General features: G+C 48.5%; 22 protein-coding genes. 18 read left to right on the top strand and 4 right to left on the bottom strand.

Going from position 1 to position 25,339, the window contains the following annotated elements:
- The first annotated feature begins 2 nt into the window (after nucleotides 1–2).
- The 3 genes from AYJ58_RS00305 (at nucleotide 3) to AYJ58_RS00295 (ending at nucleotide 4,999) form a co-directional block, all read left to right on the top strand.
- Nucleotides 3–1,268 carry an efflux RND transporter periplasmic adaptor subunit gene (locus AYJ58_RS00305; RefSeq protein WP_106648259.1) on the top strand — a complete coding sequence of 422 codons (1,266 nt, stop codon included), beginning with the start codon at nucleotides 3–5 and terminating at the stop codon, nucleotides 1,266–1,268.
- 29 nt (nucleotides 1,269–1,297) lie between these two features.
- On the top strand, nucleotides 1,298–4,504 hold the full coding sequence (locus tag AYJ58_RS00300) for an efflux RND transporter permease subunit (RefSeq protein WP_106648258.1): 3,207 nt from the start codon (nucleotides 1,298–1,300) through the stop codon (nucleotides 4,502–4,504).
- Between the two features lie 171 nt (nucleotides 4,505–4,675).
- Entirely contained in the window at nucleotides 4,676–4,999 is a 324-nt protein-coding gene (locus AYJ58_RS00295) for an antibiotic biosynthesis monooxygenase family protein (RefSeq protein WP_106648257.1), read from the top strand.
- Between the two features lie 76 nt (nucleotides 5,000–5,075).
- On the opposite strand, the gene mscL is transcribed toward AYJ58_RS00295, so the two are convergent.
- Nucleotides 5,076–5,486, bottom strand: coding sequence for a large-conductance mechanosensitive channel protein MscL (mscL, locus tag AYJ58_RS00290; protein ID WP_105250328.1), 411 nt, complete (start codon nucleotides 5,484–5,486; stop codon nucleotides 5,076–5,078).
- 217 nt (nucleotides 5,487–5,703) lie between these two features.
- The gene (locus tag AYJ58_RS00285; protein ID WP_232790844.1) at nucleotides 5,704–6,648 is read right to left on the bottom strand and encodes a LysR family transcriptional regulator; all 945 of its coding nucleotides are present in this window, start codon (nucleotides 6,646–6,648) and stop codon (nucleotides 5,704–5,706) included.
- A gap of 94 nt (nucleotides 6,649–6,742) precedes the next feature.
- Between AYJ58_RS00285 and AYJ58_RS00280 the strand changes: the two genes are divergently transcribed.
- The 5 genes from AYJ58_RS00280 (at nucleotide 6,743) to AYJ58_RS00260 (ending at nucleotide 11,353) form a co-directional block, all read left to right on the top strand.
- Nucleotides 6,743–7,801 carry an HlyD family secretion protein gene (locus tag AYJ58_RS00280; protein WP_106648256.1) on the top strand — a complete coding sequence of 353 codons (1,059 nt, stop codon included), beginning with the start codon at nucleotides 6,743–6,745 and terminating at the stop codon, nucleotides 7,799–7,801.
- Between the two features lies 1 nt (nucleotide 7,802).
- Nucleotides 7,803–9,431 (top strand): DHA2 family efflux MFS transporter permease subunit, encoded by a 1,629-nt coding sequence (locus AYJ58_RS00275; RefSeq protein WP_106648255.1) that lies wholly within the window; start codon nucleotides 7,803–7,805, stop codon nucleotides 9,429–9,431.
- A 163-nt stretch (nucleotides 9,432–9,594) separates the two neighbouring features.
- Nucleotides 9,595–10,050: a GNAT family N-acetyltransferase gene (locus AYJ58_RS00270; RefSeq protein ID WP_106651708.1), complete on the top strand. Its 456-nt coding sequence runs from the start codon at nucleotides 9,595–9,597 to the stop codon at nucleotides 10,048–10,050.
- Nucleotides 10,051–10,110: 60 nt separating this feature from the next.
- Nucleotides 10,111–10,437 carry a putative quinol monooxygenase gene (locus AYJ58_RS00265; RefSeq protein ID WP_106648254.1) on the top strand — a complete coding sequence of 109 codons (327 nt, stop codon included), beginning with the start codon at nucleotides 10,111–10,113 and terminating at the stop codon, nucleotides 10,435–10,437.
- 28 nt (nucleotides 10,438–10,465) lie between these two features.
- The gene (locus AYJ58_RS00260; RefSeq protein ID WP_106648253.1) at nucleotides 10,466–11,353 is read left to right on the top strand and encodes a radical SAM protein; all 888 of its coding nucleotides are present in this window, start codon (nucleotides 10,466–10,468) and stop codon (nucleotides 11,351–11,353) included.
- 66 nt (nucleotides 11,354–11,419) lie between these two features.
- Here AYJ58_RS00260 and AYJ58_RS00255 read toward each other — a convergent pair whose 3' ends face one another.
- A complete protein-coding gene (locus tag AYJ58_RS00255) occupies nucleotides 11,420–13,528 on the bottom strand; it encodes a TonB-dependent siderophore receptor (protein ID WP_106648252.1) in 2,109 nt (702 codons plus the stop codon).
- A gap of 319 nt (nucleotides 13,529–13,847) precedes the next feature.
- Between AYJ58_RS00255 and AYJ58_RS00250 the strand changes: the two genes are divergently transcribed.
- The 10 genes from AYJ58_RS00250 to AYJ58_RS00205 all read left to right on the top strand — a co-directional run bounded on the left by AYJ58_RS00250 (nucleotide 13,848) and on the right by AYJ58_RS00205 (nucleotide 23,665).
- Nucleotides 13,848–14,192, top strand: a complete 345-nt coding sequence (locus AYJ58_RS00250) for a metalloregulator ArsR/SmtB family transcription factor (protein WP_106648251.1) — start codon at nucleotides 13,848–13,850, stop codon at nucleotides 14,190–14,192.
- Between the two features lie 35 nt (nucleotides 14,193–14,227).
- Nucleotides 14,228–14,743, top strand: a complete 516-nt coding sequence (locus AYJ58_RS00245; RefSeq protein WP_106648250.1) for an arsenate reductase ArsC — start codon at nucleotides 14,228–14,230, stop codon at nucleotides 14,741–14,743.
- 9 nt (nucleotides 14,744–14,752) lie between these two features.
- The gene (gene arsB, locus AYJ58_RS00240) at nucleotides 14,753–15,766 is read left to right on the top strand and encodes an ACR3 family arsenite efflux transporter (protein ID WP_106648249.1); all 1,014 of its coding nucleotides are present in this window, start codon (nucleotides 14,753–14,755) and stop codon (nucleotides 15,764–15,766) included.
- Nucleotides 15,767–15,812: 46 nt separating this feature from the next.
- A complete protein-coding gene (locus AYJ58_RS00235) occupies nucleotides 15,813–16,808 on the top strand; it encodes a permease (RefSeq protein WP_106648248.1) in 996 nt (331 codons plus the stop codon).
- A 9-nt stretch (nucleotides 16,809–16,817) separates the two neighbouring features.
- A complete protein-coding gene (locus tag AYJ58_RS00230) occupies nucleotides 16,818–17,054 on the top strand; it encodes a thioredoxin family protein (protein ID WP_106648247.1) in 237 nt (78 codons plus the stop codon).
- Nucleotides 17,055–17,243: 189 nt separating this feature from the next.
- The gene (locus tag AYJ58_RS00225) at nucleotides 17,244–18,257 is read left to right on the top strand and encodes an ArsJ-associated glyceraldehyde-3-phosphate dehydrogenase (protein ID WP_106648246.1); all 1,014 of its coding nucleotides are present in this window, start codon (nucleotides 17,244–17,246) and stop codon (nucleotides 18,255–18,257) included.
- A 9-nt stretch (nucleotides 18,258–18,266) separates the two neighbouring features.
- Complete coding sequence (arsJ, locus tag AYJ58_RS00220) at nucleotides 18,267–19,535, top strand: organoarsenical effux MFS transporter ArsJ (RefSeq protein WP_106648245.1); 1,269 nt, start codon at nucleotides 18,267–18,269, stop codon at nucleotides 19,533–19,535.
- 6 nt (nucleotides 19,536–19,541) lie between these two features.
- Nucleotides 19,542–20,438, top strand: coding sequence for a DUF2927 domain-containing protein (locus AYJ58_RS00215; RefSeq protein ID WP_232790843.1), 897 nt, complete (start codon nucleotides 19,542–19,544; stop codon nucleotides 20,436–20,438).
- 117 nt (nucleotides 20,439–20,555) lie between these two features.
- On the top strand, nucleotides 20,556–21,998 hold the full coding sequence (locus AYJ58_RS00210; protein WP_106648243.1) for an MBL fold metallo-hydrolase RNA specificity domain-containing protein: 1,443 nt from the start codon (nucleotides 20,556–20,558) through the stop codon (nucleotides 21,996–21,998).
- Between the two features lie 290 nt (nucleotides 21,999–22,288).
- The gene (locus AYJ58_RS00205) at nucleotides 22,289–23,665 is read left to right on the top strand and encodes an alanine/glycine:cation symporter family protein (RefSeq protein WP_106648242.1); all 1,377 of its coding nucleotides are present in this window, start codon (nucleotides 22,289–22,291) and stop codon (nucleotides 23,663–23,665) included.
- A gap of 86 nt (nucleotides 23,666–23,751) precedes the next feature.
- Here the strand turns inward: AYJ58_RS00205 and AYJ58_RS00200 are convergent, their stop codons facing one another.
- On the bottom strand, nucleotides 23,752–25,107 hold the full coding sequence (locus AYJ58_RS00200; RefSeq protein WP_106648241.1) for a flavohemoglobin expression-modulating QEGLA motif protein: 1,356 nt from the start codon (nucleotides 25,105–25,107) through the stop codon (nucleotides 23,752–23,754).
- Nucleotides 25,108–25,339: the final 232 nt, after the last annotated feature.

The raw sequence follows: 25,339 nt of genomic DNA, 5'->3' as shown, positions 1-25,339 counted from the left end.
TAATGAATTTAAATACTCACTACGAAAATGTCCTTCAACTGGATGCTGTAACAACGCCTGAAAAGCGTCGATTTAACCTATCAAAAATCGCGCTCGCATTATTCGTGCTGAGCACGTTGGTATTTAGCGCTCAGCCTGTATTGGCTGGCGGTGATCACGCACCCGCGGCTAAGGAAAGCAGTGATTCGGTAACGCAAACGGCGCCGACGGATGAACACGGCGAACAGGCGCTGAAATTGACCGAAACGCAGCAAGCTTTGGCGGGGATTAGCTTATTACCTTTGTCGAGCGATAGCTTGAATATCACCAATTTGAATTTGGATATCAGGGCGACGGCGACCTTAGTGGTGGATCGCGATCGCACCGCGACCCTTGCGCCGCAGCTCGATGTGCGAGTGTTGGCGCGCCACGTAGTGCCGGGACAAGAAGTCAAAAAAGGTGAGCCTTTACTGACCTTGGGCGGCTCAGCCGTTGCGCAGGCGCAGGCGGACTACATCAATGCTGCTGCTGAATGGAGCCGAGTTAAGCGCATGAGTGAAGGTGCGGTTAGCGTTAGTCGGCGGATGCAGGCTCAGGTGGATGCCGAACTTAAACGGGCGATTTTAGAGGCGATTAAGATGACGCCAACACAAATTCGTGCACTGGAATCGACGCCCGAAGCCATAGGCAGTTATCAACTTTTAGCGCCAATTGATGGCCGAGTGCAGCAAGATATCGCCATGTTAGGCCAAGTGTTTAGTGCGGGCACACCGTTAATGCAGCTGACCGACGAGTCTTATTTATGGGTGGAAGCACAGTTAACCCCAACCCAAACCGCACATATCACTGTCGGTGGTCCGGCCTTAGTGCAAGTGGGGGATAAAACCTTGGCGGGCAAGATCATAGGTCGCTCCCATGAACTCGACAGTGTAACGCGCACCGAGCAAGTGCTGGTGAGTATGCCCAATCCTGACCATGTACTGCATGCGGGGCAATTTGCTGAATTGTACTTTGCTGGCTCTACTACCGATCCAAACGGCAGTGGCATAGTGCTGCCCGATGCGGCGTTGACCCGCAGCGGCGATGGCGATTGGCAGATTTTTATTCAAGATGAGGATGGCTTCGAGTCCATTGAGGTAGAAGTGGTGCAGCGTCAGCGCGGTTTGAGTCTAGTACGTGGACCTGAGCTTGAAAAAGCCCAACAGGCACAGCTCAAGGTCGTGGTGGCTGGCGCGTTCTTCTTGGCATCTGAGCTGGCGAAAGCGGGCTTTGATATTCACGCCCACTAATATGAGCGCCCTCATTTTGGAGATTTTTTATGTTGCAAAAATTAATCGAAGCCGCGATTAAAAACCGGCTGTTAGTGGTATTGGCTCTACTCGCCGTGATTGTGGGCTGCGTGGCCATGCTGCCAAAATTGAATCTCGACGCCTTTCCCGATGTGACTAACGTGCAAGTGACCATCAATACTGCGGCCGAAGGCTTAGCCGCAGAAGAGGTGGAAAAACTTATCAGTTATCCGGTGGAGTCGGCCATGTACGCCTTGCCAGCGGTGACAGAGGTACGTTCCTTGTCGCGCACCGGCTTGTCGATCGTGACTGTGGTATTTGCCGAAGGGACGGATATTTATTTCGCCCGCCAGCAAGTGTTTGAGCAGTTACAGGCGGCGCGGGAGATGATCCCAAGCGGTGTCGGTGTGCCGGAAATCGGCCCGAATACTTCGGGATTAGGGCAGATTTATCAGTACATTCTGCGCGCCGAACCTAGCTCAGGTATCGATGCCGCCGAGCTGCGCAGTTTGAACGATTACCTGGTAAAACTCATCATGATGCCCGTTGGCGGCGTGACTGAAGTCTTGTCTTTTGGTGGCGATGTGCGCCAATACCAAGTGCAGGTCGACCCGAATAAACTGCGCGCCTATGGCTTGTCGATGGCGCAAGTTACCGAGGCATTAGAGAGCAATAACCGCAACGCTGGCGGTTGGTTTATGGACCAAGGCCAAGAGCAACTTGTGGTACGCGGTTACGGCATGTTGCCCGCAGGAGTACAAGGCTTAGCGGCGATCGCGCAGATCCCTCTTACGGAGGATAAAGGCACACCCGTGCGGGTGGGCGATATCGCTCAGGTGGATTTTGGCAGTGAAATCCGTGTCGGCGCTGTGACTATGACTCGCCGCGATGAATCTGGCAAAGTACAAAACCTCGGCGAAGTGGTGGCGGGGGTCGTGCTCAAACGCATGGGGGCAAACACTAAGGCGACGATTGACGATATCGGCGCGCGGGTGAGTCTTATCGAACAGGCATTGCCCGATGGCGTGTCCTTTGAGGTGTTTTACGATCAAGCCGAACTGGTCGATAAGGCCGTGACCACAGTGCGTGATGCGTTGTTAATGGCCTTTGTGTTTATCGTAGTGATCTTGGCGCTGTTCCTCGTGAATATCCGTGCGACCTTGCTGGTGCTGCTGTCTATTCCTGTGTCTATCGGGCTCGCACTTATGGTGATGTCCTATTATGGCTTGTCGGCAAACCTGATGTCGCTCGGCGGTTTAGCCGTGGCGATTGGTATGTTAGTCGACGGTTCTGTGGTGATGGTAGAGAATATTTTCAAACATTTAACTCAACCAGACCGCCGCCACTTAGCCCAGGCGAGAAGCCGCGCCGATGGTGAAATAGACCCATATCATAGCGATGAGGACGGTGGTCTGCAGGCCAGTATGGCTGTGCGTATCATGCTCGCGGCGAAAGAGGTTTGCAGCCCAATCTTCTTCGCGACCGCCATTATCATAGTGGTGTTTGCGCCGCTATTTGCGCTGGAAGGGGTTGAGGGCAAGCTGTTCCAACCTATGGCGGTCAGTATCATTTTGGCTATGATATCAGCGCTGCTGGTGGCGCTGATTGCCGTGCCAGCCCTTGCTGTGTATCTGTTTAAGCGCGGTGTGGTACTCAAACAAAGTGTGGTCTTAGCGCCGCTGGATGCCGCTTATCGCAAGTTACTGGCGGCAACACTTGCTAGGCCAAAGGTGGTGATGCTCAGTGCCTTATTGATGTTTGCTTTGAGTTTATTGTTGCTGCCAAGGCTGGGTACTGAATTTGTGCCCGAGTTGGAAGAAGGCACGATTAACCTCAGGGTCACGCTGGCGCCAACCGCGAGTTTAGGCACGTCTTTGGCGGTTGCGCCCAAGCTTGAAGCTATCTTGCTGGAGTTTCCCGAGGTGGAATATGCCCTGAGCCGCATTGGTGCGCCTGAGCTTGGTGGCGATCCAGAGCCTGTGAGTAATATCGAGGTCTATATTGGGCTTAAGCCGATATCTGAATGGCAATCGGCAAGCTCGCGCTTAGAGTTGCAACGCCTGATGGAGGAAAAACTCAGTGTGTTCCCCGGCCTCTTGCTGACTTTCTCGCAGCCGATTGCGACTCGGGTCGATGAATTGCTCTCGGGGGTAAAAGCCCAGTTAGCGATCAAAATCTTCGGCCCTGATTTAGCCGTGTTATCGGAGAAAGGCCAAGCGCTCAGCGATCTTGTCGCGAAAATCCCCGGCGCCGTGGATGTGTCATTAGAGCAAGTTAGTGGAGAAGCGCAATTGGTCGTGCGGCCCAAACGCGAGTTATTGGCGCGTTACGGCATTAGTGTCGATCAAGTGATGAGCCTTGTCAGCCAAAGCATTGGCGGCGCGAGTGCAGGGCAAGTGATCGATGGCAATGCCAGATACGACATCAATGTGCGCCTCGCGGCCGAGTTTCGCCAAAGCCCTGATGCGATTAAAGACTTGTTACTCAGTGGCACGAATGGCGCCACTGTGCGCTTAGGCGAAGTCGCCAGCGTTGAAGTGGAAATGGCGCCGCCGAATATTCGCCGTGACGACGTGCAGCGCCGAGTGGTGGTGCAGGCCAACGTAGCGGGGCGCGATATGGGCTCTGTGGTGAAAGACATTTATGCTTTAGTGCCACAGGCGGATTTACCCGCGGGATATACAGTGATCATTGGCGGCCAGTATGAGAATCAGCAGCGAGCGCAGCAAAAGCTGATGCTAGTGGTGCCGATTTCTATCGCCTTGATTGCCTTGCTGTTGTACTTCTCCTTTGGGTCATTCAAGCAAGTGTTACTCATCATGGCGAATGTGCCCTTAGCCTTGATTGGCGGCATAGTAGCCCTGTATGTCAGTGGCACTTATTTATCTGTGCCTAGCTCAATTGGTTTTATCACCTTATTTGGCGTAGCCGTGCTCAACGGCGTGGTGCTGGTAGATTCGATTAATCAGCGCAGGCAAAGCGGCGAAGCTCTTTATGATTGTGTTTATGAGGGCACGGTTGGGCGCTTGCGCCCTGTGTTGATGACGGCATTGACCTCGGCCTTAGGCTTGATCCCGATTTTATTGTCATCGGGGGTTGGCAGTGAGATCCAAAAGCCGCTGGCAGTGGTGATTATCGGTGGCTTGTTTAGCTCGACGGCGCTGACCTTGCTAGTGTTGCCGACCTTATATCGTTGGCTATATCGACGCGATAAGCGCATCGATGAGCTTGGTTAACCTCAAGTAAGCCGTCATCGTGGGCAATAACTTGTTATATTTCGGGTTATTGCCCACATTGTAGACAGAGTTATCAGATTGACTAAAAGTCTAAAAATCAGCGAGCTATCGCGCCGTGGTTGGGCTAATCTTAAAGTCGACATTTAAGGACGTTAATTTCTGGAGAGCGTTATGATCGCTGTAATTTTTGAAGTCATCCCGACAAAGGAAGGAAAGGAAGAGTATCTGCACGTGGCGGCTGAAATGCGCCAATATTTAGAAGGTCGTACGGGGCTGATCTCGATCGAACGTTTTCAGAGCTTAACCGACGATGGCAAAGTACTGAGCCTGTCGTTCTGGGAGGACCAAGCCTCTATTACCCAATGGCGCAATCAGATGGTCCACAGTATTGCCGAGCAAACGGGTATAGTGCCTTGTTTGTTTAACTCTTATCGCATTCGGGTGGCAGAAGTAGTGCAAGATTACAGTGAAACTGTGCATGTTGAAGTTGAGTAATCACTTATCTCGCTGATGTAAAAACAAAACCCATCTCTAGAGATGGGTTTTTTATGCGTGACACTTAAGTTTGAGATTATTTTTCTTGTTGAGCTTTCAATAGATCGCGGATTTCAGACAGCAACTCTTCTTCTTTGGTCGGTGCTGGTGGCGCTTTAGGCGCATCTTCTTCCTTGCGTTTTAGGGTGTTAATGGCTTTTAAACCCATAAAAATGGCGAAGGCGATAATCGTAAAGTCGATAATAGTCTGAATGAATTTGCCATAGGCAATGACCACAGAAGGCGCATCACCTTGAGCTGCCTGTAGCACTATGCTCAAATCACTAAAATTCACGCCGCCTAGGATGATGCCAATCGGTGGCATGATGACATCGGCCACGAAGGACGAGACTATTTTGCCGAATGCGGCACCTATGATGATACCAACGGCCATGTCGATCACATTGCCACGGGACGCAAAAGCCTTGAACTCTTTAATTAAGCTCATTAGGTTTCCTCCAAAATTGAGATTAAATGTTAAATTTTATTGTGCAAACTGTATCAGGAAAACCTAAGGTCTTTTGCAGCCTGTTACCTTGCCAAGCTTATAGGGGCTTAGGGATTAAGGCAATTATGACATAGCGGATTTATCCCTATGGCAGCGATTTAAGCTTTACAAAGTTATAGTTGTTACTGTTTTGATCGCTTTATTTTATCGATTTTGTTTATTCGCCCTGATCGGCTTGGCCGATAAAATCGGGCACTTCCAATACTTGCGATCCCCAACGTTTAAATAATGCGGAATAGATAAACTCGATAAAGACGCGATATTTTCGGGGTAAGTAGGCCCGCTGTGGATAACTGAGCACGACCTTAGTTTGTACCATAGGATAGTCATCAAGCAGCGGGATTAAATCGCCTTTTTCTAATGCCACTTGGGCAATGATGGAGGGCACCGCTGTGATCCCAAGCCCTGCAATTGCGGCCTCGCGGGCTAAAGTGACATTGTTTACCGTCAGTTGAGTCATGGGCTCGGCGACAATCCAAGTTTTGCCATCGAATAACTTCCATGCTCCTTCAATATGCGCCGACTGTAAGCGGATCGCTTTATGTTTGGCTAAATCCTGTGGCACTTTGGGGGTGCCATGCTCAGCCAAATAAGCAGGGCTTGCCATTAACGATTTATAGGCGTTGACTAAGGCATAGCTTTGCAGGCGAGTGTCGCCAGAATCGGCAATTTGAAATAACAGATCTATGCCTTCTTCTATGACATCGACCTTACGGTTTGTGAGTTCAGCCTCTATGGTGATATCGGGGTAAAGCTTTAAAAACTGAGCGAAAATCGGTCCTAAAAACAATTGACCTAATTCAATCGGGCAAACGATTTTGAGATTGCCTTTAATCAATTGCTGGTGGGCACTAAGCTGATTTTCGGCGCTCTGCAGATCGGTGAGGATCTTATTGATCCTATTGTAATAACTCGATCCGGCTTCGGTGAGTTTTAGGGCGCGGGTCGTTCGGAATAACAATTGGGTGCCGGTATCGGCTTCGAGTTCGGCTATCTTACGACTGACGGTTGCCTTAGTGATCCCAAGGGCTTTGGCGGCGCCCGTAAAGCTGCCTTGCTCGACCACTTGAGCGAAAATTTGCACGCGATTGAGATCCATCATTGTTACACCTGTGAAACAGTGGGTTGATTTTTTACTGACTAATAAACTTAGTGAGACAGTAGTACACTAGATATCACTAATCAAGGAGTCATTCATGTCCAAAAGTAAACTCATTATCGCCGTTCCACTGTTACTCGCTGCGGTTGCGGGAGGCGGTTATTACTGGTGGACACAGGTACGTTTTATCGAAACCACTGATAACGCTTATGTTGAGGCCGATATTTCCCATATCAGCGTTAAAGTGCCGGGCTATGTGGTGTTAAGCGATGTGACTGATAACCAGCATGTACAAAAGGGTGAGCTATTAGCTCAGCTCGAAGATAACCAATTTAGCGCCAAAGTGAGCCAAGCTGAAGCCTCATTGGCAAGTTCGAAGGCGGATTTGCAAACCTTAGCCGCTAAGGTGGAACTGCAACGCGCGTTAATCACCCAAGCCAGTGCCGGTGTGGTGGCGGCGCAGGCCGATAACACTCGTGCGCAGCAACAATTGAGCCGCTCAAAAAAACTTAAAGTCAGTAACTACAGCTCCCAAGATGATGTCGATCAACTGCAGGCGGGATTCGATTCTGCCGCGGCGCGCCTCGATGAAGCCAAAGCCGTATTGGTGGCAAAGCAACGTGAGTTAGCTGTGTTTAATGCCCAATTAGATCAGGCGGGTTCAGTAGTAGATCAGGCCAATGCGACCTTAGAATTGGCGAAAATTCAGTTAAATGATACCCGTGTGACCGCACCTTTTTCTGGGGTGATTGGTAAACGTGGCGCTATGGTGGGGCAGTATGTGCAACCCGGCCAAGCACTCTACAGTTTGGTTCCGGATGGGGCAGTGTGGATCACGGCGAACTTTAAAGAGACCCAGATCCAACATATGCAACCAGGACAGTCGGTGCAGGTCAGTCTCGATGCGTTTCCCGACAAAACCTTTATAGGTGTTATCGATAGTCTGTCACCGGCGTCCGGAGCCAAATTCAGTTTACTGCCGGCGGAAAATGCTACAGGTAACTTCACTAAAATCGTCCAACGTATTCCCGTGCGTATTCGCTTAGATTTGTCTGAGGAAGAAGCACACATGCTACCGGGCTTAAGTGCGGTCGTGAAAGTGGATACGGCGTCGGGTCCAGCTACATCGGCAATCGCTGCAAATACAGGTCGTTAGTATGAGCGCAACTGGCTCTATCACTGCGTCTGCTGGTATGGAGGCGCAGGGCATCAGTGTCCCTAACAAGCCTACCGATTATGAGCGTGGCAGTCGCTGCTCATGGATCGCGGTATTTGGTGGGTTGATCGGCGCCTTTATGGCGATCCTCGATATTCAAATCACCAATGCATCGATGAAGGAGATTCAAGGCAGTCTTGGGGCAACGCTCGAAGAAGGCAGTTGGATTTCAACCGCGTATCTGGTGGCTGAAATGATCGCGATCCCGCTCTCTGGCTGGCTCAGTACGGGATTGTCGGTCAGGCGTTATCTGTTATGGACCACGGCAGCTTTTATCTTTGCTTCCGTACTTTGTTCTATGGCGTGGAACTTAGAGGCCATGATCGCCTTTCGGGCGCTACAGGGTTTCTTTGGTGGTGCGCTTATTCCGCTGGCCTTTAGGCTTATCCTTGAGTTTTTACCCGATAACAAACGTGCCGTCGGCATGGCGTTATTTGGCGTGACGGCGACCTTTGCGCCTTCAATCGGCCCGACCTTAGGCGGTTGGTTGACCGAGCAATTTAGCTGGCATTATCTGTTTTATATCAACGTGCCACCGGGCTTGTTGGTGATGGCGATGTTGGCCTATGGTTTAGAAAAGCAGTCGGTCGTTTGGGATAAGCTGAAGAATGTCGATCTGGCGGGCATAGTCACTATGGCGCTGGGTATGGGTTGCCTTGAAGTGGTGCTCGAAGAGGGCAACCGCAAGGACTGGTTTGGATCGGAGCTCATTCGTAATCTGGCCATAATTGCCGTAGTCAATCTGGTGTTGTTTGTTTGGATCCAGCTAAGGCGTAAAGAACCGTTAGTGAATTTGCGCTTGCTCGGTAAGCGTGATTTTGTGCTCTCCACCGTGGCGTATTTTTTATTGGGGATGGCACTATTCGGCGCTATTTATTTGATCCCGCTTTATCTATCGCAAGTCCATGATTACACACCGTTAGAAATTGGCGGCGTGATTATGTGGATGGGGTTTCCGCAGCTATTAGTCTTGCCTTTAGTACCAAAATTAATGGAGCGCTTCGATAGTCGTTATCTCGCTGCCTTTGGCTTTTTAATGTTTGCCATTAGCTATTACATGAATAGCCAGATGACCGCAGATTATGCCGGACCGCAGATGATCGCCTCGCAAGTGGTGCGTGCCTTAGGTCAGCCGTTTATTTTGGTGCCTATTGGTATGCTTGCGACCATGCATTTAAAACCCCATGAAAATGCTTCGGCGTCGACGGTATTAAACGTGATGCGTAACTTAGGCGGCGCCTTTGGTATTGCGCTGGTTGCGACCCTGACTGACACTTTGTCGCGCGGGCATTTGGCCCATATTAAGGAATCCTTACCCGCAGTGAGCACGCAGGCACAGGATTATTTAGCCCAAAGCGCAAGCATGTTGCAGGCGGGGGGTTCAGATCCCTATACCGCTGCCGCGCAGGCGAAAGCTTTACTGGGCAAAACCATGAGTCAGCAAGCTTATATTCAGGCCTATAACGATGTGTTTTACATCATGGGCGCTCTGCTACTCATCGCCGTATTCGCTGTGCTGCTGATCCGTAAACCGGCTGGGCCTGTGGCCCACGATGCCATGGTTGAGTAATAACGTTTTTCGTTATCCTGTTGTCGCCATAGATTTCCCCAGATCTATTGGTTTACGCAACAGCTTTGCGCCTTAGTCCTCACGGATTAAGGCGCTTTTTTATGGTCTTTATGCTGTGGTAGACTCAAAGCTCTTTTTCGATGATTTACAGAGGGATAATCGTTTGCAGTGGCAAAATCTTACATTTAATCAATTAAATGCCAATACCCTATATGACATATTGAAGTTAAGAGTCGATGTGTTTGTGGTCGAGCAGGCCTGCGCTTATCCTGAGCTTGATGAGAAGGATAGACACCCAGAAACCCTGCATTTAATGAGCTTATCGCCAGACGGGGAACTGCTTGCCTACGCGCGTATTTTGCCGCCGGGCTTAAGTTATCCAGAGGCGAGTATTGGCCGCGTGGTGGTATCGCCTGCGGGACGAGGCAAAGGGCTAGCCATGCCTTTAATGCAGCACGCCATCGAATCGGCATTGACGACTTGGCCCGATGCGGGGATCCAAATTGGCGCCCAAGATTACCTTAAAGCCTTCTATCAAAAACTCGGCTTTGTCGCCTGCTCTGAGATGTATTTAGAAGATGGAATTCCCCATTTAGATATGCGCTATCAGCCAGCGTAAGCGGCTATCAATATAAGCAATGCGTGTAAGCATCCAAATTAAGCCAATTAAGGAACCGAAATGACGACTGCAACGGACTATAAAATCAATCAACAACAAATTGCCTGCGTGGCAAGTTTTCTGGCTAAAGAGGGCAAAACTGAAGCGCTCATCGCCGCGCTTGCGAGCCTTATTCCTGACACGCGCCGCGAAGCGGGTTGTATTCGTTACGAACTCAATGTGAGCCGTGATGAACCGCGCCGCGTGACGTTTGTAGAGAAGTTTGTTGATATCGCCGCCTTCGATGAGCACTGCGCTAAAGATGCGATTCAACATTATTTCCACCAAGTGATGCCCGAATTGGTAGAGTCGTTCCATGTGGAAACCTATTACCAAATCATTGTTTAACCGTGAGACCAATTATTAGGAGCTTGCAGTGTTGATTAACTATATTGAGCCAGTATTTAGACCGCCATCTGAATGGAAGTCATTGATACTGCAAGTGACTAATGGTTGCAGTTGGAACCAGTGCAGCTTTTGCGACATGTATACCCAACCGCAAAAAGCCTTTAGGGCACAAAAGCTTGACAAGGTTGAGCAGGATATTCTGGCCGTTGCTCAGTCTGGCGTCCCCGTTTCTCGGGTATTTTTGGCCGATGGCGATGCCATGAGTTTGCCCTTTGCGCGCCTCGAAGCGATTTGTGAGCTGATCAACCGCCACTTGCCGCAGGTGACTCGCATCAGCAGTTATTGTTTGCCGCGCAATCTGAATAATAAAACCCCAGAGCAACTCGCACGTCTGCGCGAACTCGGGTTGTCTTTACTCTATGTGGGTTGCGAAAGTGGTGATGACGAAGTGCTCGCCAAAATCCAAAAGGGCGAAACCTTCGAATCATCCTTAGCGGCACTGCTTAAAATCCGCGCGGCTGGGATGAAGTCATCTGTGATGATCCTCAATGGCTTAGGTGGCGTGGCATTATCGCAGCAACATGCCATCAACTCGGCCAAGTTGATGAATGCTGCCCAGCCCGATTATTTATCCACATTGGTAGTCACTTTACCGCTAGGCACTGAGCGAATGGATGCGGTATTTGGCGGGCAATTTCAGTTGCCGGATCAAATGGGCTTGTTCCAAGAAATGCACACCTTATTGGATCATTTGGAATTAGAGCAGACGATATTTAGATCCGATCATGCCTCTAACTATCTTGTGTTAAAAGGAGTATTAGGTAAGGACAAGGCCAAATTGCTGGCACAGGTCGAGCAGGCGATTAACGCGCCGCGCAGCATTCCCTTAAGGCAGGAATGGCAGCGGGGTTTATAATTGAGCCCGAGTAAAAAGCCCCAGGAAGATTCCGGGGCTTTTTTATTGGAAACGGATCAGCAGTGCTTAGAAATTATAACGCACGCTGACTTTGTAGCTGCGTGGCTCGCCAGGCATAGTCCACATCGATGAATAAGAGCTTTGATAGTAAACTTCGTCGAACAGGTTAGTGATATTAAATTGCAGGCTAAGATCCTGATTTAACGCGTAGGTGCTAAATAGGTTCACTAAGGTATATGCCGGCAGTATGTAGTTTGGATCAATGGTTTCACCTAAGCGATCGCCCACATAAAGCAATGTCGCTCCCGCGGAGGCATCGGAACCAAACAATGAAGTATCATGTTTTAGCGTGAGATGACCATTGTGTTTTGGAATGTTGATTAAACGACTGCCTTCGGGAATGCTCACGCCCCAATCTGCGTTGAGAATATCGTTAGCCGTCTTGGCATCGGTATAAGCGTAGGATAGCAACAGCTGAGTATTGGCTGTTAGGTAGGCAGCCAAATCCAGCTCAATCCCTTGGCTATCGGCTTTACCTAGTGCCGCTGAAAAACCTGAATTCACAGGGTCTGCAGTTAGCACATTACTCTTTTCGGCGCGGAAGAGGGCGATAGAGCCTGTCAGATTTTCTAACTCAAACTTAGTACCTAGCTCATAGGATTTACTCTCTTCGGGTTCGAATGCGACACCGCGAGAATCAGAACCTGTGTTAGGGCGAAAACCTTCAGAGTAACTGCCATAGAGGCTTAACCAAGGTTGCCATTCGTAAACGATACCGGCTCTTGGACTAAAGACATTTTGGGTTTGATTGGATTCTGTCTGGTTTTTATGGTTTTCAATGCTTTGCTCGAAACTGTCAAAGCGGCCACCTAAGGTGAGCTTCCATTTTTCGCTGAGATCGAGTTGGTCCTGAAGATAGATCCCATAGTTATCCTGAGTCTCTACTTGGTTGTAGAGCAAGGCGCCTTCGGGCGCAATTTGTCCATAGACTGGATTGTAAACATTGATACTGTAAGTGGTATCGCCAGCGGCTGGGCGGAAGCGCTCCCAATATTTGTCGAAATGGAAGTGATAACCGTCTGCGCCAATGAGAAGGTGGTGGCTAATATCGCCGGTCTCGACTTTGCCGCTTAGCTCAACGCGGCCCGATAAGTCAGTTGAGGTGAAGTTACGGTAGTTATGTTGACGGCTTAGGGTTTCACCGTCGATGTTGAGCATTTGACGACTTTTTACCAACTCTGGATCGCTTGAGTAGCCTTCAAGTCCTGTGTCGCGGTAGCTAATACCCGATAACAAACTCCAATCAGCAAAGTCATGTTCTAAGGTAAATTGGTGGGCTAACAAATCTATTTGGGTCGCACCATCGCTGGCCTCACCTAGATATCTATCAATGGGTAAGGCTTTAATATCGCCGTCGATAGCCACAATCCCGCGGTCGAAGGGGACTTTTTGGTTTGCATATTCCAGTTCATAGCTTAGACGCGTGGTATCGCTGGCTACCCAAAGCAAAGAAGGGGTTAAAACACGTTTTTCCGAATTAACGGGATTGCGGAAACTACCCTTGTCTTCAATCGCACCGTTAACCCTAAAGGCTAAATCGTCGGTAATGGCGTTAGTATAATCCCCCTCAAGACGGTAATTATCCCAGCGACCGGCACTGGCTTGCAGATAGCCTTCTTGGGAAAATTTAGGTTTTTTGGTGATGATATTAATGGTGCCACCGGGTTCTGCGCGGCCATAAAGAGCAGAACCTGGGCCTTTCATGATCTCGATACTTTCTACGTTCGCAGTATCACGGGTACCACCAAAACCACGTCCCGCATCATAACCATTAACTAGATAACCCGAGGGGACGTTTTCATCGCCCACAAAGCCGCGCACGGCGAAACTATCCCACATACCACCAAAATTATTTTGGCGATTGACTGAGCTTGATAAATCCAACGCATCCATCAGCGTCGATATACCCGCATCGCTAATTTGCTCCATCGACAGGCTTTCTACCGCCTGCGGCTGAGCTTTCAGTGGCACATCCCCCCGAAATGGTTGGCGGATACCTTTGACTTCGAGGTGTTCGATATTAGGCGTGGATTCTTCGGCATAAACTGTTTGAGTAAGCACGCTTAAGATGGCGATTTGAATAAGGGATACACGAAAAATGTCTTTAGTAGACATATGGATTGGCTCCGGAGTTTGGCAATTATCTAATGTTTTTATGATTACAGAGCTTTGGTTTGATGATGTGGTAGAGGAGAGAAAACAACATATTGCACCATAACTTTTAGCTTAGTACGGATTTTAATGGCAACCATTATCATTTGCAATTAATGGTTTTCATATCGATTGTGCTGATGTGATCTGGTTCAAAAAACACCTTTCTTAAATTTAAATGGGTTATATACAGAGTTTATTTTGATGATAGCGACTAGATATATATGTTTTTTCATATATACTTTTATTCATATATTTGTTCGATTTGTATAGGGGCTATTTCATGCAACCTGTCGCCTTTTTTAAGGCCCTTGCCGATGAGACTCGGCTTAAATGCCTACTGCTAATCCAGCGTGAAGGTGAATTATGTGTGTGTGAGCTGATGGCTTCACTGTCTGAGAGTCAGCCTAAGGTCTCGCGCCACTTAGCCCAGTTGAAAAAGGCTGGCTTGTTGGTCGATAGGCGTCAAGGTCAATGGGTGTTTTATCGGATCAATGCTGAGATCGCACCTTGGTGCCAGCAGGTACTTGGCCAAACCTGTGATGATAACGACAGCTTTTTGCAGGAGAACGTGCGTAATCTCTGTCAAATGGGCGGTCGGCCTGAGCGTGCAAAAGCGTGTTGCTAGTATAAATTTTGAAACCTACTGCATTGGAGTCCGTAATGACAGTGATAGAGCATGATGGTTTAACCTCTCATTTTAAAGTGCTTTTTTTATGCACACATAATGCTTGTCGAAGCATTTTGGCGGAGGCTATTGCTCGGCAATTGGCATTCGATTTGCCAATGACCTTCATGAGTGCTGGCAGCGCTCCTTCGGGCAACATCCATCCTATAACCCTAAAACAACTACAACAACAGGGTTATTCAACAGCAGGGCTTAATAGTAAAAGTTGGGATGCGCTAGCGGATTTCTCGCCTGATTTGGTTATCACAGTTTGCGATAGTGCGGCGGGCGAAACTTGCCCTCTATGGCTAGGGAATACACCGAAATTGCATTGGGGATTATCTGATCCTAGTCAGCAGGTCGCTGAACGCCAACAGGCGGCATTTTTAAAAATAATCAGATTGTTAGAGGGCCGGATAAGTGCTTTGCTTCGTGTTGATTTAAAGGCTGAACCTAGGATTTTATCGGCAGCATTACAGCAAATTGTACTAGCCCACCCGCTAGTAGATTAAGAGGTTTATATGGGAATTTTTGAGCGTTATTTAAGTGTTTGGGTAGGGCTGAGTATTCTTGCTGGAGTTGTATTTGGGAATGTTGCACCTAGCGTATTTGCGGCCGTTGCTGCGCTAGAATTTGCTCATGTTAACTTAGTGATAGCCCTGTTTATCTGGATCATGATTTATCCCATGATGGTGCAGATTGATTTTTCCGCAGTGAAAAATGTCGGTAAGGCACCGAAAGGACTGGTGTTAACACTCATCATCAACTGGTTAGTCAAACCTTTTACTATGGCATTGTTAGGCTGGTTATTTTTCAAGTTGCTATTTGCCGACTGGGTTGATCCACAAACTGCCAGTGAATATATCGCGGGAATGATATTGCTCGGTGTGGCGCCTTGTACTGCAATGGTGTTTGTGTGGAGTCAACTGACGAAAGGTGACCCGAACTACACCTTAGTGCAAGTCTCTGTAAACGATATCATTATGGTGTTTCTATTCGCGCCACTCTCAGCATTATTACTCGGTGTGAGCGATATTCAAGTGCCATGGGAAACCCTGTTACTTTCCGTGGTCCTCTATGTGTTACTGCCTTTGATTGCCGGTGTCGCGACTCGAAAACGCCTTGAAGCTCGCCATGATGTGAGTGCTGTGCCGCAGTTGCTGACAAAGCTTAAACCTTGGTCTGTGATCGGTTTATTAGCCACTGTCGTGTTGTTATTTGGTTTTCAGGCTGAAACCATTATCTCCCAGCCACAGAACATACTGTTAATCGCGATTCCTTTGATTATTCAAAGTTATGGCATTTTTATTTTAACCTATTGGTTGGCCTTAAAACTGAAACTAACCCATGCGATTGCCGCACCTGCGAGCATGATAGGTTCTTCTAACTTTTTTGAGCTGGCGGTCGCCGTAGCCATTTCATTATTTGGTCTGCACTCGGGAGCTGCCTTAGCTACTGTGGTTGGAGTATTAGTTGAGGTGCCTGTGATGTTGTCGCTGGTGTATTTTGCGAATCGCACGCGGCACTGGTTTTAATCTAAGTCATCGCATGATGTAAGTTAATAGCGCTTTAGGGATCAATATGTTCCAAATATTTACTGATTTTGCGACTTGGCTAGTGTACGGCGTGTTTGGCTTAGAGGCGGGTTCGGCCTTGGGCGGCGCTGTGCATTTTTTTGTTGAAGATGTCAGTAAAATTTTTGTATTGCTGGTGGTGATGATTTATCTCATCGCCTTGCTGCGGGCGTCCTTAGATGTTGAGCGAGTCCGCGATTATTTAGCGGGTAAGAATAAGGGCTTGGGTTATCTGCTGGGATCGATTTTTGGTGCCATCACGCCTTTTTGTTCTTGCTCGAGTATCCCCGTCTTTTTAGGTTTTACCTCGGCCGGAATCCCCCTTGGGATCACTATGGCCTTTTTGATCACTTCTCCTTTGATCAACGAGGTCGCCGTGCTGCTGCTCATCAGTTTACTCGGCTGGAAATTTACCTTGCTATATGTGGTTGTGGGCATGACAGTGGGTGTGCTCGGCGGATTATTGTTAGATGCGATGAAAGCCGAACGTTGGTTGCAATCCTTCGCCGCCGAAGCTCTCGTCCGTGGGCGCCAAATGGCGGTATCTGATACCGTTTCTACCGCTGCGCGGGTCTTATCTTTTTCTGAACGGCATCAATTTGCCAAAGCTGAGGCGGTTGAGATTTTTGGCCGAGTCTGGAAGTGGGTCATTATCGGCGTGGGTCTTGGCGCTGCCTTGCACGGTTTTGTGCCTGAGGGTTGGGTTGAAACCCATTTAGGCCAAGGTCAATGGTGGTCTGTGCCTGCGGCAGTGTTAGTCGGTATTCCTCTGTATTCGAACGCGACGGGCATTATTCCTGTGATGGAAAGTTTGCTGGCGAACGGTCTGCCAATTGGTACTACGCTAGCGTTTTGCATGAGCACAGTGGCTGCCAGTTTCCCCGAATTTATTTTACTCAAACAAGTGATGCAGTGGCGCCTGTTGGCGCTGCTGTTGGTTGTGCTATTGACGGCATTTACGTTAGTAGGTTGGATTTTTAATTTTGCAGCACCGTATCTTTAAGGAAATAACATGAAACAAGTCAAAGTATTAGGTAGTGGTTGCGCTAAATGTAGTAAAACCGCCGAGATGATTGCGGACATATCAGAAGAAATGGGCGTGGATGCTATTGTGAAAAAGGACACAGATCCGCAAACCCTGTTGAAATTTAAAGTGATGAAAACGCCTGCGGTCGTGATCGATGGTGAGTTAATCCACAGCGGCTCAGTACCGACCCGAGATGAAATTGAAGGATGGCTAAGGGAGTAAATTAGCCGCCATTATCGTTGAGCAAGACTTGCTTGTGGCCTAGCAATAATCGTCGTTAACAAGATGCGCCATTGTCATCCACTAGGGTTGGCAATGGCGATGTTATCACTTAAGTAAAAAGTCCGTCTTATTCATAACATATTAAAAATTAACAATATAAATTTAAAAACAACATATTGGGATATCATCATGGCAATCAAAATCGGCATTAATGGCTTTGGCCGTATGGGGCGTTTAGCACTGCGCGCGGCATGGGACTGGGATGAGGTGGAGTTTGTGCAGATCAACGATCCCGCAGGCGACGCCCATACATTGGCACATTTACTCGAGTTTGATTCTGTCCATGGCCGTTGGCGTTATCCCGTGACGGCGAATGCCGATGCGATCCAGATCCAAGATAAAACTATTCGCACCACGCGCAATAAAGCCATTGCCGAGACCGATTGGTCGGGATGCGATGTAGTGATTGAAGCCTCTGGGGTGATGAAAACCAAAGTCTTATTACAAGCCTATTTAGATCAAGGTGTTAAGCGGGTGGTTGTCACTGCTCCCGTAAAAGAAGAGGGCGTGTTAAATGTGGTGATGGGCGTGAACCATCAGTTATATGACCCAGCCATTCACCCAATCGTCACTGCAGCCTCTTGCACCACTAATTGTCTTGCGCCTGTGGTGAAAGTGATCCACGAGCAGATCGGCATTAGGCATGGTTCTATGACGACTATCCACGATATTACTAACACCCAAACCATTCTCGATGCGCCGCATAAAGATTTACGCCGCGCCCGCGCCTGTGGTTTGAGTTTAATCCCAACCACCACTGGCAGCGCGACAGCAATTACTCATATATTCCCAGAGCTTAAGGGTAAACTTAATGGTCATGCCGTGCGGGTACCACTGGCTAATGCCTCGCTGACGGATTGTGTATTCGAGCTTGAGCGCGCCGTTACCGAAGCGGAAGTGAATGCGCTACTTAAAACCGCCGCCGAGGGTGAGCTTAAGGGGATTTTAGGCTATGAAGAGCGGCCGCTGGTGTCGGTGGATTACAAAACCGATCCGCGATCGAGCATTGTTGATGCGCTCTCGACCATGGTGGTGAATGGCACTCAGCTAAAACTTTACGTGTGGTACGACAATGAGTGGGGATACGCCAACCGTACGGCAGAGCTCGCCCGCTTAGTCGGCCAGCTTGATTTGCCTCGCTAGGAGAGCTTAATGTCTGCCGCCAAGCACTTTGATCAACTAATGCAATTGCCCGCTGCTGTGCGGCAATATTTGCTGATCACTTTCAATTATTGGAGTTTTACCTTAACCGATGGCGCACTGCGGATGTTAGTGGTGCTGCATTTTCACGACCTTGGCTACAGTCCGCTAGCGATCGCTATGCTGTTTTTGTTCTACGAGATTTTTGGCGTAGTGACCAATCTACTGGGCGGCTATCTTGGTGCGCGTTTAGGGTTAAATCGCACCATGAACGTGGGTCTTGGGATGCAAGTGTTTGCCTTAGCCATGTTATTAGTGCCGGCGGCGAGTTTACCTTTGTGGCTCGCCGGCGTGCCTTGGGTGATGGCGGCGCAGGCGCTTTCTGGAGTTGCTAAAGATCTCAATAAGATGAGCGCCAAAAGCGCGATCAAACTGCTAGTGCCAAAAGGCGAGCGGGGCAAGCTTTATAAGTGGGTTGCCTTATTAACGGGTTCTAAAAATGCCCTCAAGGGCGCGGGATTTTTCCTCGGTGGCGTTTTGCGTGCCTTACTTGGATTTGAGCTGGCGATCGCCACTATGGCGAGCATGCTTGGACTCGTATGGTTACTCAGTCTAGTGATGCTGAAAAAGGATTTAGGTAAAGCCAAGAATAAGCCTAAATTTACGGAGATTTTCTCTAAGAGTCGCAGCGTGAACATTCTCTCGGCGGCACGATTATTCCTGTTTGCCGCCAGAGATGTGTGGTTTGTAGTGGCGCTGCCCGTGTATCTGGCCAGCCAATTAGGCTGGGATCATTGGGCGGTGGGCGGCTTTTTAGCTGTGTGGGTTATTGGCTATGGCATAGTGCAAACCTTAGCACCTAAGATCACGGGCAATCGTCAAGCCCAAAGTCAGCTAACTGATACTGCCCCCGATGGTCTCAGCGCGTTAATTTGGGCCAGTTTGCTGGCCCTTGTACCAGCGCTCATTGCCAGCGCGATACAGTTTAGTTTTTACCCTGAAGCCAGTTTGTTGTTGGGCTTAATGTTATTTGGTGCCCTGTTTGCAGTGAACTCGTCGCTGCACAGTTACTTGATTGTAAGTTACGCCAGTGAAGAGGTGGTATCGCTGGATGTGGGTTTCTACTATATGGCCAATGCTATGGGGCGTTTGGTCGGCACTGTGCTGTCTGGTTTAGTGTATCAAGCCTATGGTTTAGCTGCCTGTTTGTGGATTTCGACCGCTTTTATCGGCATCACTGCTATGATTTCGATTAAGTTACCTCGGCAAGTCGCGGAATAAGTGCCAATGGAAACGTGGTGTAAGGTATCAACAGATTACTGCAACGGGTTTATGTTACTTGCGCGTCTGCGGCGTTTAGGATGCAGTGGGTGTTTTATCTTAGGTTTATTCTTTGCTACTGCTTGTCCGCTTTACGCTGCTCCAATGCAATCTGCGTTAACTCCGGCATTAGCTCCGGCGTTAGGTCCCGCAGTAGATTGGAAAAACTCAGCCTATATCACCCAAGCTTTTAGCGAAGTCGCCCTTAAAAATGAATACGATAAAGATAAGCATCGTGTGCGTAAGTGGCGCATTCCGGTGCGAGTGTTTATTGAGCATCAAGTGGGCGACAGGGCGCTGCACACCCAATTAGTACAGATGCACTTAGCGCACTTAGCCGAGATTACGGATCATGATATTCAGCTGGTGGATACGCTCTTGGATGCGAATCTGCACTTAGTGTTTACTCGTCAATCCCAATGGGAGAGTGAAGTTACCCGCTTAATGGGGCCAAGTTCGGCGAAGAATGTCCATGGCTCAGTGTGTATGGCCAAGTTTGCTCTGAACGCTAACAGTGAAATTGACCGCGCATGGGTGATTATTCCCGTTGATCAGGCAAAAATGCACGGTAAGTTAGTGGCTTGTGTGGTCGAGGAAGTCACCCAAGTGCTGGGGTTACCCAATGATTCTGAAAAAGTATTCCCCTCCATCTTTAATGATAAAACCCCGCAGGACTTACTCACTGGGCTCGATTATATTTTGCTGAAATTGCTCTACAGTAACCAGATTAGGGCGGGGATGACGGCAAAAGAAGCACTACCTATCATTCAAGCTCAGCTCGCTCAATGGCAGCGTGATGGCACCCTAACTCATGCCGATAAAACCGTGCGCCAAGGTGAGTTATACCCGCTATTAGGTTATTGATGCTTGAGTGTTACGGCGAAAGTTGACATTGCTCGCATGCGACCAATTAATTCTTTTTCTTTGAGGAATAAGGGCATAGTCTAGCTTTATACAAGGTAAAAACGTTGGAGGGACACCATGCGAATGACACTGCAGTTTTTAGGGGCGACAGAGGAAGTGACCGGCTCATGTCATTTACTCTCGGTCGATCATGAATACTTATTACTCGATTGTGGTTTGATCCAAGGTGGTAAAGCGGACGAATTGCGTAATCATGAGCCCTTCGCCTTCGATCATGAGTCTATTTCAGCTGTTGTGCTCAGTCATGCCCATATCGACCATTCAGGGCGTTTACCTCTCTTAGTCAAAGCGGGTTTTGATGGGCCTATCTATACCCATAAAGCCACGGCAGAACTGTGCGCCATCATGCTTAAAGATGCCGCTATGCTACAGACCCGCGACACCGAAAGGGTCAATAAAAAGCGCGCTAAACATGATCTTGACCCTCTAGAGCCACTGTTCACCGTTGAAGATGCCGAACAGGCCATCACCCAATTTGTGCCGCTGGAATACGGTCAAGTCACTCGGGTTATTCCCCATGTGGATATTTGCCTCTCAGATGCGGGACATATTTTAGGTTCGGCCTTAGTCGAGCTGTGGTTAGGCGAAGGCAAATCCCAGAAGAAAATCGTCTTTAGTGGCGATCTTGGCCGTGCGGGTATGCCGATTTTACGTAATCCGACCTTAGTGGATACAGCGGATGTAGTGTTAATGGAAAGCACCTACGGTAATCGTTTCCACCGCAGTTGGACCGATACCCTTGCCGAGTTGAAGGATATTTTTGCTAAGACAGTCAACGAGAGCCAAGGCAATATCTTGCTGCCCGCTTTCTCGGTTGGACGGGCGCAGGAGTTATTATATCTTTTTCATTTATATGCTAAAGAATGGGATCTCGGTCGCTGGAAAATCTGTCTAGATAGCCCTATGGCGATTGAGGCGACGCGGGTGTACGTCAATAATTATCCGTTAATGGATGAGGATTTTAAACGCTTTACCCGCCAACATCCGGGGCAACATCCGTTATTGTCGAATGTAGAATTTATTCAAACAACTGACGAGTCTATCGCATTAAACGATGTGCATCAGGGCTTGATCATTATTGCGGGTAGCGGTATGTGTAACGGTGGCCGTATCCGGAGTCACTTAGAGCATAATCTGTGGCGGCCAGAATGTGATGTGATTATCTGTGGTTTCCAAGCACTCGGCACGCCCGGCCGCGCCTTAGTTGATGGTGCCAAGGAGCTTACTATCCATGGTAATAGCATTAAAGTTGCTGCTAAGTTGCACACTGTGGGCGGGCTTTCTGCCCATGCAGATCAAGCTGAATTATTGCGTTGGTATCGCCATTTTGAAGGCCAACCGCCGCTGATTTTAGTCCACGGTGAACCCGACGCGCAGCATGGATTGGTCGATGTGATTAACCAAGACCCTAAGACTAAACCTCAAGCCACTGCGATAGCGACCCACGGCGACAGGTTAGATTTAACCGCGCTGCCACAGTTAGTGTGGAAACCAGCTTAAGTTAACTATTCTACACAGCCGCGTACTGCTCGATAGACTCCCTGCATCATCATTGCGGGGAGTTTTTATTTGTGTTGCAAATCAATACCTCACCGCTCGGCAACGACTCAGTGTACTAATCGATTCCAGATAAATTCGCAGATGATTTAGATTTCCAATTGTTAACTATTCGTTGTAATCTGAGGTGCAACTGTTAGATTGGCTCCTTGATATGTCGTATACGTTAGGCCAAGTCCTAATCCGATATAGTCAGTCAAACTATAACAATAACAAGCAATCACGAGGTTTGAATGGAAGCGATTACGGAGTTTGTTGGCCTGATTAATGGCTTTGTCTGGGGCACACCTATGTTGGTGATGATCTTAGGCGTTGGTTTGTTTCTTTCCCTCGGGCTGAGATTAATGCCCATTCTGAAATTAGGCACAGGCTTTAAGTTACTCTGGTCTGGCCGTATTCCCGACAAAGATAAAAATGTGAAAGGAGATGTGAGCCCGTTTAATGCGCTGATGACTTCCCTTTCAGCCACCATTGGTACGGGTAATATTGCAGGTGTGGCGACGGCGATTTTTGTCGGTGGCCCTGGCGCTTTATTTTGGATGTGGTGCACCGCATTAGTGGGTATGGCGACTAAGTATTCTGAGGCCGTGCTGGCGGTGAAATTCCGCGAAGTCGACGACAATGGCAACCATGTCGGTGGCCCTATGTATTACATTAAAAATGGTCTCGGCAAGAAGTGGGCTTGGTTGGGCACATTGTTTGCGATTTTTGGATCACTCGCTGGTTTTGGTATTGGTAACACAGTACAAGCCAACTCAGTCGCCGCAGCATTAAGCAGTAACTTCGGCGTTCCAGCTTGGATTTCTGGCGTGATAATGATGCTGCTTGTAGGTGCAGTATTGATGGGCGGCATTAAGCGAATCGCTGAAGTTGCCGGTAAGTTAGTGCCATTTATGACGATTTTTTATATCACTGCTGGCCTTGGTGTATTGGTGGTGCATATTCAAGATGTGCCAGCGGCGTTTGCCCTCATTATTCACAGTGCTTTTAATCCTGTCGCAGCCCAAGGCGGTTTCGCGGGCGCAGCTGTGTGGGCGGCGATTCGTTTTGGTGTGGCGCGCGGCGTATTCTCCAACGAAGCGGGTTTAGGTAGTGCGCCGATAGCCCATGCTGCGGCACAAACCAATAATCCTGTGGCGCAGGGGCTAGTGGCTATGCTCGGCACCTTTATCGATACGATCGTGGTCTGCTCGATTACAGGGTTGGCCATTGTGGTTTCAGGCTCTTGGACCTCAGGTGAGAATGGCGCTGCGCTGACGTCATACGCTTTCTCCCATGCTTTGCCTCTGGGTAATTATATCGTCGCCATCGCCTTGTCTATCTTTGCCTTTACCACCATTATTGGCTGGAGTTTTTACAGCGAAAAATGTGTGCAATATCTCTTTGGTATCAAAGCGGTAAAACCTTTTAGATTGCTATGGACCATAGCCGTGCCACTAGGTGCTGTTAGCTCATTAGATTTTATCTGGTTATTGGCAGATACCTTAAACGCCATGATGGCTATTCCTAACTTAATCGCCTTGGCGTTGTTAAGCCCTGTGGTCTTTGGTTTAACGCGGGAATACTTCATTAAAAAGCGTGCCGATGAAGCAGCAAAAGCCCAATCTTAATCTGATGAATAAAGTTGAGTCACGTTAGAATAAAAGAAGCTCACATGATTGTGAGCTTTTTTATTTAAATCAATAATATTGCCGTATTAATCTGAGTTGTTGTCGAACTCAGTATCATCGAGTAACTCAAAGGCTGGAGCGACGTTAGGTACATCTTTAAACAGGCGTGTGAAGTGACGTTGTACGCCTTTCAAATCGATTCCTGCTAAGCCTGAGGCGAAGCCAAACCAAGCATAAAGACCGCTAAAGTTATCGAACATGGGCGGTAAATATTTCGGTGTCGTCAGTATGCCCTCTTGGCAAGCTTGGTATAACACTGGGATATCTTCGATCGCCAATTTACCGAGGAACAACATAGGGATAAGTTCGGGAAGGCCCGAGGTGATAGCGCTGCGGATAAAGTTAATGTTTTCCACATAACCGCGCACATAGGAAATATCCTTAGTGAAGAAGCTGCCGCCTTCCACCATACCTCCACGGAAAACCCTTTGGGTGACGCGGTAACTGTCGGTCGCGCTCAGGTTTAATCCTCTGAAATAATTGAATACTTCAATAAAGTCGGCGCCATTTTCCGCCATGTCGACCGCGGCGACACGGTCGCTGATGCGTCGAGCTCGCCCTGGATTTGAACTGAGGGTTAGCATTTCCAGTAAAACAGCTAAACCCTCTTGAGTCGCGGCTACCCGCGGCGAACCGACACTGAGCCAAGTGGCGTGGGGTTGGGCTCGGCCATTAAGCGTAGTGCCAACATGTACCCAACCTTCGTGAACTTCGTATACATTGAGATCGGATTCGCTAAACATGGCTCTGCTATTGAGCTTAACGGTATCGCCACCCACAGCAGCGTCAGAAACGATACCGTCACTGAGGCGCACGCGCATATCATCGCTATGGAAGTACTTTTCTAAACGTTGACTAAGCACGTGGACCGCTTCAGGTGCGCTAATAATCTTAGGATGATGTTTATTCATGTGTCTCGCCGCAGGCAGCGAGAAAATGTAGCTGAGCTTATCGCCTAACTGGCGCAGCGTATGGCGATCTCCATGCAGTTTATGGCTAGCACTACCGTATAATTCTTGGCTTAATTTACCGAAGGTTGGCGTACCTCTATTTCCTAACATATCAACTACAAGGCGATATTGATCGACGTTGGCCACTAATATCTTGCCGAGTTTATCCCGTTTACCTAAACGTCTATGGATATCCTGTTTGAGGGAGGCGAGTTCTGCTTGGGTTTTGACTGGGTCAAAAGGTAAGGCAATGTTTTGATAGAACTCTTGCTTGATAGCCGGTAGTACAGTGCCCTTATTTGAGAGAAAACGCTCCTCCATTTCCCGCGGCCATTTGATGGCATCTAAGATTTTTATTGGCGTTTGGATGCGAATTAATTCATCGGAAAAACGGCGTAGATCTTGTTGATATTGGGCTAACGACTCAGACATTCCCGTATATCCTGCAGGTAATTTCAGCGAGAGAGATGTGGCTAATCATAGCCTTAAACCTCATTTATTCATATTGATTCGCAGACTAGCTGAGGAAATATACCGATTACATAAATTAACTGTTATCGGTTTTGTGAATCATTTTGGTGCACCTGTGACTATTTTAGCGCTGTGTGCATTGGATATAAATTAGTAACTATCTGTTTAATATTGTTTTATTGATATGGCATTA

This window comes from Shewanella sp. Pdp11, assembly GCF_002838165.1.
In the GTDB taxonomy this organism is placed as follows: Bacteria; Pseudomonadota; Gammaproteobacteria; order Enterobacterales; family Shewanellaceae; genus Shewanella; species Shewanella hafniensis.
The sequence above is the reverse complement of the archived record's forward strand: the minus strand, read 5'-3'. Positions and strand labels throughout refer to the sequence as shown.

Coding starts and splice junctions, on each gene's coding strand:
- AYJ58_RS00235 (WP_106648248.1), top strand. CDS start 15,813: ATGTTCCAAATATTTACTGATTTTGCGACTTGGCTAGTGTACGGCGTG.
- AYJ58_RS00280 (WP_106648256.1), top strand. CDS start 6,743: ATGTCCAAAAGTAAACTCATTATCGCCGTTCCACTGTTACTCGCTGCG.
- AYJ58_RS00210 (WP_106648243.1), top strand. CDS start 20,556: ATGCGAATGACACTGCAGTTTTTAGGGGCGACAGAGGAAGTGACCGGC.
- AYJ58_RS00295 (WP_106648257.1), top strand. CDS start 4,676: ATGATCGCTGTAATTTTTGAAGTCATCCCGACAAAGGAAGGAAAGGAA.
- AYJ58_RS00275 (WP_106648255.1), top strand. CDS start 7,803: ATGAGCGCAACTGGCTCTATCACTGCGTCTGCTGGTATGGAGGCGCAG.
- AYJ58_RS00305 (WP_106648259.1), top strand. CDS start 3: ATGAATTTAAATACTCACTACGAAAATGTCCTTCAACTGGATGCTGTA.
- AYJ58_RS00300 (WP_106648258.1), top strand. CDS start 1,298: ATGTTGCAAAAATTAATCGAAGCCGCGATTAAAAACCGGCTGTTAGTG.
- arsJ (WP_106648245.1), top strand. CDS start 18,267: ATGTCTGCCGCCAAGCACTTTGATCAACTAATGCAATTGCCCGCTGCT.
- AYJ58_RS00230 (WP_106648247.1), top strand. CDS start 16,818: ATGAAACAAGTCAAAGTATTAGGTAGTGGTTGCGCTAAATGTAGTAAA.
- AYJ58_RS00215 (WP_232790843.1), top strand. CDS start 19,542: ATGGAAACGTGGTGTAAGGTATCAACAGATTACTGCAACGGGTTTATG.
- AYJ58_RS00255 (WP_106648252.1), bottom strand. CDS start 13,528: ATGTCTACTAAAGACATTTTTCGTGTATCCCTTATTCAAATCGCCATC.
- AYJ58_RS00265 (WP_106648254.1), top strand. CDS start 10,111: ATGACGACTGCAACGGACTATAAAATCAATCAACAACAAATTGCCTGC.
- arsB (WP_106648249.1), top strand. CDS start 14,753: ATGGGAATTTTTGAGCGTTATTTAAGTGTTTGGGTAGGGCTGAGTATT.
- AYJ58_RS00245 (WP_106648250.1), top strand. CDS start 14,228: ATGACAGTGATAGAGCATGATGGTTTAACCTCTCATTTTAAAGTGCTT.
- AYJ58_RS00250 (WP_106648251.1), top strand. CDS start 13,848: ATGCAACCTGTCGCCTTTTTTAAGGCCCTTGCCGATGAGACTCGGCTT.
- AYJ58_RS00285 (WP_232790844.1), bottom strand. CDS start 6,648: ATGATGGATCTCAATCGCGTGCAAATTTTCGCTCAAGTGGTCGAGCAA.
- AYJ58_RS00200 (WP_106648241.1), bottom strand. CDS start 25,107: ATGTCTGAGTCGTTAGCCCAATATCAACAAGATCTACGCCGTTTTTCC.
- mscL (WP_105250328.1), bottom strand. CDS start 5,486: ATGAGCTTAATTAAAGAGTTCAAGGCTTTTGCGTCCCGTGGCAATGTG.
- AYJ58_RS00205 (WP_106648242.1), top strand. CDS start 22,289: ATGGAAGCGATTACGGAGTTTGTTGGCCTGATTAATGGCTTTGTCTGG.
- AYJ58_RS00225 (WP_106648246.1), top strand. CDS start 17,244: ATGGCAATCAAAATCGGCATTAATGGCTTTGGCCGTATGGGGCGTTTA.